Genomic DNA, 9,470 nt, shown 5'->3' with positions numbered 1-9,470 from the left:
TCCCAGCCCCCGAAGCGGCCGTTCGCGACGGCCGTGCGGGACCGGAATGGATGCCGGGTGGCATCGGTTGCACTCGATATGCAACGCTTCGGAACGCTCTCGTTCGGCCACTACGGACCCCTCGGCGGCGGGCGGGAGCTGACCCCCGGCGACTCGATGCGCCAGGCCATCGACCTTGCGCAGGGCATGGACGACCTCGGGGTCAATGGCACGTACTTCCGCGTGCACCACTTCGCGCGCCAGCAGGCCTCGCCCATGCCGCTGCTCTCGGCGATCGCCGCGACGACCAAGAACATCGAGGTCGGCACCGGCGTCATCGACATGCGGTACGAGAACCCGCTGCACCTCGCCGAAGAGGCCGCCGCGGTCGACCTGATCAGCGACGGCCGGCTCGCCCTCGGCGTCAGCCGCGGCTCACCCGAGACCGTCGTGCGCGGCTACGAGGCATTCGGCTACACCGGTTCCACCGACCCGCGCGGTGCCGACATCGCCCGCAGCCACTTCGACCTGTTCCTGCGGGCCATCGACGGCGAGGGACTGGCCGAGCGCGACCCGCAGAGCCCGTTCGGCGGGGGCACCGGCACGCAGCGGGTGGAGCCGTACTCCCCCGGCCTGCGCTCCCGCGTCTGGTGGGGCGCCGGAAACCGCGACAGCGCCGCCTGGGCGGGAACGATGGGGGTGAACCTCATGTCCTCGACCCTCCTCACCGAGGACCGCGGCGTGCCCTTCGACGTGCTGCAGGCCCAGCAGATCGACGCGTTCCGCGCCGCGTGGCGCGAGGCCGGTCACCCCGGCGAGCCGCGGGTCTCGGTGAGCCGCTCGATCTTCCCGATCACCACGGCCGAGGACGAGCTGTACTTCGGCCATGCGTCCGAGGGCGAGGGCGTCGGGTACATCGACGGCATCCGCTCGACGTTCGGCAAGACCTACGCGGCATCCCCCGATGCGCTCGTCGAGCAGCTGAAGCAGGATGCCGCGATCGCCAGTGCCGACACCCTCATGCTCACGATCCCGAGCCAGCTGGGTGTTGCGTTCAACCTGCGCATCATCGAGTCGTTCGCGAAGCACGTCGCACCGGCGCTGGGGTGGAAGCCGAGCACGGAAGATCGAGTCGACGCGCACGCCCTCTGACGCCCCTCGATAGGGTCGAACGCATGCAGAGCGACCCCGAGCCCACGGACAAGGGCTGGGTCTACGTCCCGACATCCGCCTTCCCAGACACGCACAGCTATACCGACCTCGGGAACGTCACCGTCGACGGTGAGACGTTCGCCGTGCGCAGGCGCGATGGCGGTTCGACTCACTTGGATTCGATTCACTACGACTGGATCTCTGGCCCCAACGACGGCTACGGATTCAGCACGGTCGGCATCTCCGGACAGATCAGTCGCGAACAGCAGGTTGCGGACATTCGCGACTTCCTCGCGGGAATCGACCCTGCAACCGGATACCTCTCGTACCCCTAGGACGGCATGCGCGAGCGTCGACGACCGCGTCTCAGCGGGCCGGATTCGCGCCGAGAGCGGGAATTCCGACAGCGCGGCCGCGGATCACCGCGGATACACCAGCCGGAACCGCTCGCATAGCACCGGCATGTCCGGCTCGTACCCGCGCGGGTTCTCGGAGTGCTCGCGCCAGAACCGCTCGTGCACCGCGCGCCAGTCGGCCAGCGTGCGGTCGCCCTCGCCCTCGGCGTGCGCGTGCTCGGCATCCACCTCGTCGAAGGGGACGACCCGCAGGTCGGTGGTCTCGATGACTGCGCGCGGCGCTCCCGCGCCGTCGAGGATGACGCTGAGGTCTCCGACCTGCGGCATCCGGTCGCCCGTCGCCTCGTAATCCCAGAGCGACGATGCAGTGCCCGTCTTCACTCCGGCGAGCACGAGGGCCAGCAGCCCGTCGGCGTGCTCCGGGGTCGCCCCGAACGCCCACGCCTCGGCGGGTTCATCGGGAAGGTGCGGCATCTCGGCGCGGCGGAGGCTCCAGAAGTCGGCGACGGAGAGAGGTTCGGTCATGCCCTCAATTCTGGATCAGCGGCGCACGATCAGCGCGCCGGGCTGGATGGTGGCGAGGATGTCCGTGGTCTCGCCGACCTCTTCGCCATCGATCTCGAACGGCAGCGGGCGTGGCAGCGTGACCCGCACCGAGACGGCCTGACGGTGACGCGTGGTGGCGGTGTCAACCGCGCTGTCGTCGCGGGTGACGGCGCGACGGATGCCGTTGTCCCAGACCACGGATTTCAAGGCGTCCAGCCACTGCAGGCCCTCGGGGCCTTCGCCACCGACGAGCACCACGTCGAGCAGCCCGTCATCCGGCTCGGCGTCGGGCAGGATGCGCAAGCCGCCCTGAATCGTGCCGCAGTTGCCGATGAGCACCGTGTGCGCGGGCTCCGTCGCAGGCGGGTCCGCGTCGAACACCACGGTCGTCTCGACGACGTCGGTAGCCGCCATCGCCCGACCCAGCGCCCCGACGTAGGCCAGCCAGCCGGCCTTCTCCTTCGCCTCTTCATCGGTCTCGGCGAGCATCTGCGCATCGATGCCGAAGCCGGCCATCACCAGGAAGATGAACTCCTCGCCCCGGTCGTGCAGGTTGATCCGGCCGATGTCGAGGGGCGAGTCGTCGCCGTCGATCGCGCGACCCAGCGCGCGGGGAATGTCGCCGAGCGTGATGCCGAGATTGCGGGCGAGCAGGTTGCCGGTGCCCTGCGGCACGATGCCCAGCGGCACGTCGGTCCCCGCCAGCGCCGCAGCCACATCGCGCAGCGTGCCGTCGCCGCCGACGGCGACGACCGACTCGCAGCCGTCGGACAGCGCCTGCCGGGTCACGCCCTCACCGGCATCCTCGATCGTCGTCTCGTACCACTGCACCTCGACGGGCTGCTCACGTGTGGCGAGGGCACGCTCGAGAGCGGAACGCTCCACACGGGTGGGATTGAAGACGATGCCGATCATCCCCCCACTCTGGCTGACGGCGGGTGCGGCCGCCAGCACGACGCGGGGGGCTTGACACACGGCGACGGGCCTGCCGCACCCCCGGCAAAACGTCAGGTGGCGCTGTGGTCTGGCCACCGTGAATAATGGTGGTGTGACCACACGCCCCGCCGGCTACAGCGCCATCTCCAGCTACTCCCGCGTGGAGATCCTCCACCTCATCCAGGAGCGGCCGCAGCGCACCGTCGCGGAGCTGGTGGAGGCGACCAAACTGCACGCCAACACGGTGCGCGAGCACCTGCAGCGACTCATCGACGACGGGTACATCGTGTCCGAGATCGAGCACCGCACCACCCGTGGGCGGCCCCGGGTGCTCTACAGCGCGGCAGACGGCGGCCAGTCCTTCAGCCCGGTGCAGCAGCGCAAGGTGCGCGAAGCCGCACAGCGCGGCGACCTCATGCGGCGGGTGCTCCCCAGCGAACTGCCGCCGGAGCTGACCACGGAGGCGCTGCACCAGGTCGACGCCCTGGTGGAGAACCTCGTCGACGCCGGCTTCGACCCCATCGTCGACGAATCCGAGCTGACCGTCGACCTCAGCCCGTGCGCACACGCGGAGGTGCAGGCCGGACACCGTCAGGTGCTGTGCTCCGTGCACCTGGGGCTCATGCAGGGCGTGATCGCCCAGGCGGGCGGCCCGCTCACGGTCGACGGCATGCGCTCCTCGTGCGACCCGCGCGAGTGCATCGTGCAGCTTTCCGCCCGGGGCTGAGCCCCGACCCGCGCCACCCTCATCTCGCGCCCAGGCGTGGCGATTTCGCGCGCCCGGATGCCGGCTGAGAACCTGCCGAGGCGCCGGTTTTGCCGACCTGAGGTATTCTCATATGAGGCCTGCGTGGTCTGACCACAGCAGGGGCTTATTCACGGCTCCGTGCCGGGAAAGGTGAGCATCGGCTCACTACCTTCAGCGATAAGAAAACCCCTTCTGAGGAAGGATCCCGATGGATCTGCTCGACCCGCTGCTGCTTGCCCGCTGGCAGTTCGGACTCACGACGCTCTACCACTACCTCTTCGTCCCACTCACCCTGGGCCTGGTTCTGGTCGTGGCGATCTTCCAGACCGTCTGGCACCGCACCGCGAACGTGGCGTGGCTGCACCTGACGCGACTGTTCGGAAAGATCTTCCTGATCAACTTCGCCATGGGCGTCGTCACCGGCATCGTGCAGGAGTTCCAGTTCGGCATGAACTGGTCGGCCTACTCGCGTTTCGTCGGCGACGTCTTCGGCGCCCCGCTCGCCTTCGAGGGCCTCATGGCCTTCTTCTTCGAGGCCACCTTCATCGGCGTGTGGATCTTCGGGTGGAACAAGCTGCCCAAGGGGCTGCACTTGGCATCGATCTGGGCGGTCGTCTTCGGCTCCACCCTGTCGGGGTACTTCATCCTGGCCGCCAACGCCTTCATGCAGAACCCGGTCGGCTACGAGATGGCTGCCGACGGCGGCCGGGCCGAGCTGGTCGACATCGGCGCGGTGCTGACCAACCCCGTCGTGCTCGCCGCCTTCCCGCACACCATCTTCTCGGCGTGGATGTTCGCCGCTGCGGTCGTCATCGCCGTCAGCGCCTGGCACCTGTCCCGCGCGCAGCACATCGAGACGATGCGCCGCTCGCTGCGGTTCGGCATGTGGTTCATGATTGTGTCGTTCGCCGGTGTCGCCATCTCGGGCGACCAGCTGAGCCTGGTGATGGTGGCCACGCAGCCGATGAAGATGGCCGCCGCCGAAGCCATCTGGAATACGGCATGCGGGGCGGATGCCTCGTTCTCGCTGTTCTCCATCGGCACACCGGACGGCTCGGAGGAGATCTGGTCGCTGCGCATCCCGTACTTGCTGTCCCTGCTGTCCACGCACTCGTTCGACGGCTGCGTCGAGGGCCTCAACGACCTGCAGGCGCTGTACACCGAGCAGTTCGGCGCCGGCATCGACTACATGCCCATCGTCTGGGTCACCTACTGGTCCTTCCGCTGGATGATCGCCCTGGGCGGCGTCGCCGCTCTGATCTCGGTCGTGGGTCTCTGGGTCACCCGCAAGAAGGCCACGCGCCCCGTCAAGAGCTGGATGTGGAAGGTCGCGATCTGGTCGGCCCCGCTGCCGCTGCTGGGCAGCCTCGTCGGCTGGGTGTTCACCGAGATGGGCCGCCAGCCCTGGATCGTCTTCAGTCTCATGCTCACCGAGGACGGCGTATCGCCGAACGTCCCCGGCTGGACGGTGCTGATCTCGCTCGTCGCGTTCACCCTGATCTACGCCGCGCTGGCGGTGGTGGAGTTCGGGCTGATCCTCAAGGCAGCGCAGAAGGGCCCGGACCCGCTTCCGGACCCCGATGCCGAGGACGCCGGGCCGACCTCCCTCGAAGACACCCCGACGACGGTCTACTAGGAGCACGTCATGGATCTCGCGTACATATGGTTCTTCATCGTCGGAGTGCTGTTCGTCGGCTACTTCGTGCTCGACGGCTTCGACTTCGGCGTGGGCATGTCCCTCCCCTTCCTCGGAAAGGACGACGTCTCGCGCCGCCAGGTCATCAACACCATCGGGCCGGTCTGGGACCTCAACGAGACCTGGGTCATCGTCGCCGGCGCCTGCCTGTTCGCCGCCTTCCCGGAGTGGTACGCCACTCTGTTCAGCGGCTTCTACCTGGCGCTGCTGCTGATCCTGCTCGCCCTCATCGCCCGTGGCGTGTCGTTCGAGTACCGTCACCAGCGCGACAGCGTGCGCTGGCGCCGCAACTTCGACCGCATGATCGTCATCGGCTCGGCCGTGCCGGCGTTCCTCTGGGGTGTCGCGGTGGCCAACATCGTGCAGGGCGTGCCGCTGGACGCAGACCATGAGTTCATCGGCTCGCTCCTGACGCTGCTGAACCCGTACGGCCTGCTCGGCGGACTCACCACGCTGCTGCTGTTCTTCACCCACGGCCTGTACTTCGTCGCGCTGAAGACCGACGGCAAGGTGCGCAACGACGCCCGTGCCCTCGCGGCCAAGTCCGGCATGCTCACCGTCGTCGTCGCCGCGGTGTTCCTGGTGTGGACCATCATGCAGGCCGTGGCGAACGACGCTCCGCTGCTGATGCTCTCGCTCGCCTGTGCCGTCATCGCGGCGCTGCTGCTGATCGGCTCGATCGCCGCGAACCGACGCAACAGCGAGGGCTGGGCCTTCGGCTTCGGCGCCGGCACCGTGATGTTCGCCGTGCTGACGCTGTGGCTCGCGCTCTTCCCCAACGTCATGCCGTCGACGATCGACCCGGCGTTCAACCTGACGATCGAGAACGCTTCGAGCACGGACTACACGCTCACGATCATGACGTGGGCCGCGGTCATCTTCCTGCCGCTGGTGCTGCTGTATCAGGGGTGGACCTACTGGGTGTTCCGCAAGCGGGTCACCCGCGTCGAGATCGAGAAGGCTGCCACAGCAGTCCACTGAACCCGGCCGCCCCGGTCCCACGCCGCGCGATTCGCGCGCCGGACCGGGGCGGACCGTTGTCATCGGCACGCCGCCCGAGCGCGGCATGCGTGGGAGGATCGATACATGGCTTCGCAGGACGCGGACGCACCACCGCGCGTCGGCGGCCGCCCCCTCGACCCCCGGCTGCTGAAGTACGCGCGCGCGTCGCGATCGTTCTTCGCAGCGATCGCGGCGATCGGGCTCGCACAGACCCTCGTCATCATCGCCTTCGCGTGGCTGCTCACGCGCGCGATCGTCGGGGCGATCGAGGGGATGCCATGGGGCGAGCTCTCCGGCATCCTCGCCTCGCTCGCGGGGGTCATCGTCCTGCGCGCCGCGCTGCTGTGGGTGCGTGAGACGGTCGCCGCCCGCGCGTCGGCGCGCGTGCAGGCGCAGCTGCGCGCGAACGTCGTCGAGGCGGTCGGCGACCTCGGGCCCGGCTGGCTCGCCCGCCACAACTCGGCACACCTCGCCCTGACCGCCGGGCGCGGCCTCGACGCCCTCGACGCCTACTTCGCCCGCTACCTTCCGCAGCTGGCGCAGACGGCCATCGCGACGCCGCTCATCATCGCCGTGATGTGGTGGATGGACTGGATCTCCGGCCTGACGGTGGTGCTGACGATTCCGCTGATCCCCTTCTTCATGATCCTCATCGGCCTGGCCACCCGCGCCGTGCAGGACAAGCAGTGGCAGACCCTGCGGCAGCTGGCCGCCCGCTTCGCCGACACCGTGCGCGGGCTGTCGACCCTCACGGTCTTCGGCAGGCAGCACCGCGCCGTCACGTCGATCCAGCGCATCACCGAGCGCTACCGCGACCAGACCATGCGGGTGCTGCGCGTGTCGTTCCTCTCCGGGTTCGCCCTGGAGCTGCTGGCCAGCCTGTCGGTGGCGATCATCGCCGTGTCGATCGGCTTCCGCCTGCTCGAGGGCGAACTCGCGCTCCTCGTGGGCCTCTTCGTGCTGCTGCTCGCGCCGGAGGCGTACCTGCCGCTGCGCCAGGTGGGCGTGCAGTTCCACGCCGCCGCCGAGGGTGTTTCCGCCACCGACGACGTCTTCGCGGTGCTCGATGAGGCTGCCGCCCGCCGCGCTGACCGGCCGGGCGCCGCAGGCCCGACGGGAGACGAACCCGCTGCAGAGGCCGGCGGTGCGGCATCCGGTCCCCTCGTGCTGCGCCACCTGCGCGTGCGCTACGGCGACCGCTCGCTGGCCCCGGTGGACCTGCGGGCGGATGCCGGCGAGCTCGTGCTTCTGGAAGGACCGAGCGGGGCCGGAAAGTCCAGCGTCTTCGCGGCGCTCCGCGGCGCGGCCGAATTAGACGGCGAGGCGACGCTCGGCGGCGTCGCCCTCACCCGCCTGCGCCCTGACCGCTGGCTGGCGTGGGCGGGCCAGCACCCCGGCCTCATCTCGGGGACGGTCGCCGACAACGTCGCACTGGGCGCCCCCTCCCCCGACCCCGCGACGGTGGCGCGGGCACTCGCCCTGGCCGGCGCCGTCGACATCGATCCGGCGCGGGAGCTCGGCGTGCAGGGAGCGGGACTGTCGGGTGGGCAGGCGCAGCGGGTCGCCGTGGCGCGCGCGATTCACCGGTACCTCGCCGGTGCGGCATCCGTGCTCGCCCTCGACGAGCCGAGCTCGGCCCTCGACGCACAGACCGAGGACCTGCTGTGGCGGAACCTGCACGGGCTCGCCGACGCCGGCGCCACCGTGCTGCTGATCTCGCACCGCACCACCGCCCGCGCCTACGCCGACCGCGTCGTGCGCCTGCAGACGGCGGAGGTGCCGGCATGACCACGACGACGAACACCACGGCCGCCCCTCGGACGACCGCCGCTCCCGTCACCGCCGCGGACGTGCTGCGCGGCGCGATGCCGCCCGCCCGCCGGTTCTGGCGCGCGGCCGCATCGGGATTCGCCACCGAGGCTTCGGCGGTGGCCCTCCTCGCCGTCAGCGCCTGGCTCATCGTCCGGGCCAGCGAGCAGCCCGCAGTGATGTACCTCACCGCCGCTGTCGTGGGGGTGCGCGCCTTCGCGCTCTCGCGCGCGGCCTTCCGCTATCTGGAACGGCTCACTTCGCACGACGCGGCGCTGCGCCAGCTCGCCACCACCCGCACCGCGCTGGTGCGTCGCCTCATCCCCCTCGCCCCCGACGGGCTTACCCGCACGCGGCGCGGCTCGGTGCTGGGAGCGCTCGTCGACGACGTCGACGAGTTGCAGAACCTGCCGCTGCGCGTGGTGGAGCCACTCGTCGCCTCGGCTGTCGTGGCCCTCTCGGCCGTCGTCTTCGTGGCATTCGTGTCCTGGCCCGCCGCCCTCACCCTGCTGGCCTGCCTCATCGTGGCCGCACTCGTCGCGACGCTCTGGGGATGGGCCGCGGGCGGGCGCGCCGAGCGCGCCATCGCCCCGCTGCGCGCCCGGCTGGCCGACGCCGTGACCGACCACCTGGGAAGCCTCGATGTGCTGCTGGCCTACGGCGCCGAGGCCGAGAGCCGCGCCCGCATCGCCGAGGCCGACGGGGCCGTCCGCCGCGCGGTGGTCCGCCGCGCCGGCGCCCAGGCGGCGACGACCGCCATCGTCTCGCTGCTCGCGGGGGCGGCGTCGCTGCTGGCTGTCGCCGTGACGGCTCCGGATGCCGCCACCCTCGGCGGCCCCGCGCTGGCGGTGGCAGTGCTCGTGCCGATGGCCGTTTTCGAGGTGTTCGGCGCCGTGCCGCTGGCCGCAGCCGCCTGGCGGCAGGTGCACGCGTCGGCGGAGCGCATCGCCGAATCCGTGCCCGCCGACATTCCCGCCGGACTCGTCCGCGATGCGCCGCCCGCGACCGGCGAGGCGCCCGCACTCGGCGAGGGGCTGCGGCTGCGCGACGTCTCGGCCACGTGGCCGGACGCCGCGACGCCGTCCCTCAGCGGCGTCGACCTCGACGTGCGCCCCGGCGAGCGCGTGCTGGTCGTCGGATCCAGCGGCGCCGGCAAGACGACCCTTGCCCACGTGCTCGTGCGCTTCCTCGATTGCACCGGCACCTACGACATCGGGGGCCGCTCGGTGCGCGATCTGTCGCCGGA

Annotated in this window: 9 protein-coding genes; 7 read left to right on the top strand and 2 right to left on the bottom strand. The window is 70.4% G+C overall.

Annotation, left to right across the window (positions count from 1 at the left end; translation table 11 throughout):
- The first annotated feature begins 78 nt into the window (after positions 1-78).
- Both NQ160_RS12830 and NQ160_RS12825 read left to right on the top strand, forming a co-directional pair.
- A complete protein-coding gene (locus NQ160_RS12830; RefSeq protein WP_257515618.1) occupies positions 79-1,131 on the top strand; it encodes an LLM class flavin-dependent oxidoreductase in 1,053 nt (350 codons plus the stop codon).
- A 23-nt stretch (positions 1,132-1,154) separates the two neighbouring features.
- Positions 1,155-1,466 (top strand): hypothetical protein, encoded by a 312-nt coding sequence (locus NQ160_RS12825; RefSeq protein WP_257515617.1) that lies wholly within the window; start codon positions 1,155-1,157, stop codon positions 1,464-1,466.
- 84 nt (positions 1,467-1,550) lie between these two features.
- On the opposite strand, the gene NQ160_RS12820 is transcribed toward NQ160_RS12825, so the two are convergent.
- Entirely contained in the window at positions 1,551-2,012 is a 462-nt protein-coding gene (locus tag NQ160_RS12820; protein WP_257515616.1) for an ASCH domain-containing protein, read from the bottom strand.
- A 15-nt stretch (positions 2,013-2,027) separates the two neighbouring features.
- Positions 2,028-2,948, bottom strand: a complete 921-nt coding sequence (locus tag NQ160_RS12815) for a diacylglycerol/lipid kinase family protein (RefSeq protein WP_257515615.1) — start codon at positions 2,946-2,948, stop codon at positions 2,028-2,030.
- Between the two features lie 133 nt (positions 2,949-3,081).
- Between NQ160_RS12815 and NQ160_RS12810 the strand changes: the two genes are divergently transcribed.
- The 5 genes from NQ160_RS12810 to cydC all read left to right on the top strand — a co-directional run.
- Complete coding sequence (locus NQ160_RS12810; protein ID WP_257515614.1) at positions 3,082-3,696, top strand: helix-turn-helix transcriptional regulator; 615 nt, start codon at positions 3,082-3,084, stop codon at positions 3,694-3,696.
- 229 nt (positions 3,697-3,925) lie between these two features.
- A complete protein-coding gene (locus NQ160_RS12805; protein WP_257515613.1) occupies positions 3,926-5,353 on the top strand; it encodes a cytochrome ubiquinol oxidase subunit I in 1,428 nt (475 codons plus the stop codon).
- A gap of 9 nt (positions 5,354-5,362) precedes the next feature.
- Positions 5,363-6,394 (top strand): cytochrome d ubiquinol oxidase subunit II, encoded by a 1,032-nt coding sequence (gene cydB, locus NQ160_RS12800; RefSeq protein WP_257515612.1) that lies wholly within the window; start codon positions 5,363-5,365, stop codon positions 6,392-6,394.
- A 105-nt stretch (positions 6,395-6,499) separates the two neighbouring features.
- Positions 6,500-8,203 carry a thiol reductant ABC exporter subunit CydD gene (gene cydD, locus NQ160_RS12795; protein ID WP_257515370.1) on the top strand — a complete coding sequence of 568 codons (1,704 nt, stop codon included), beginning with the start codon at positions 6,500-6,502 and terminating at the stop codon, positions 8,201-8,203.
- A partial coding sequence (gene cydC, locus NQ160_RS12790; RefSeq protein WP_257515611.1) for a thiol reductant ABC exporter subunit CydC occupies positions 8,200-9,470 on the top strand: 1,271 nt, incomplete at its 3' end. The genes cydD and cydC, both read left to right, overlap by 4 nt.

This window comes from Microbacterium sp. zg.Y909, from assembly GCF_024626565.1.
This window is presented reverse-complemented; position numbering and strand designations above follow the sequence as displayed.

What these genes read in the sequence shown, in the direction of transcription:
- NQ160_RS12830 (WP_257515618.1), top strand. Translation starts at nt 79, where the DNA reads ATGCAACGCTTCGGAACGCTCTCGTTCGGCCACTACGGACCCCTCGGC.
- NQ160_RS12825 (WP_257515617.1), top strand. Translation starts at nt 1,155, where the DNA reads ATGCAGAGCGACCCCGAGCCCACGGACAAGGGCTGGGTCTACGTCCCG.
- NQ160_RS12820 (WP_257515616.1), bottom strand. Translation starts at nt 2,012, where the DNA reads ATGACCGAACCTCTCTCCGTCGCCGACTTCTGGAGCCTCCGCCGCGCC.
- NQ160_RS12815 (WP_257515615.1), bottom strand. Translation starts at nt 2,948, where the DNA reads ATGATCGGCATCGTCTTCAATCCCACCCGTGTGGAGCGTTCCGCTCTC.
- NQ160_RS12805 (WP_257515613.1), top strand. Translation starts at nt 3,926, where the DNA reads ATGGATCTGCTCGACCCGCTGCTGCTTGCCCGCTGGCAGTTCGGACTC.
- cydB (WP_257515612.1), top strand. Translation starts at nt 5,363, where the DNA reads ATGGATCTCGCGTACATATGGTTCTTCATCGTCGGAGTGCTGTTCGTC.
- cydD (WP_257515370.1), top strand. Translation starts at nt 6,500, where the DNA reads ATGGCTTCGCAGGACGCGGACGCACCACCGCGCGTCGGCGGCCGCCCC.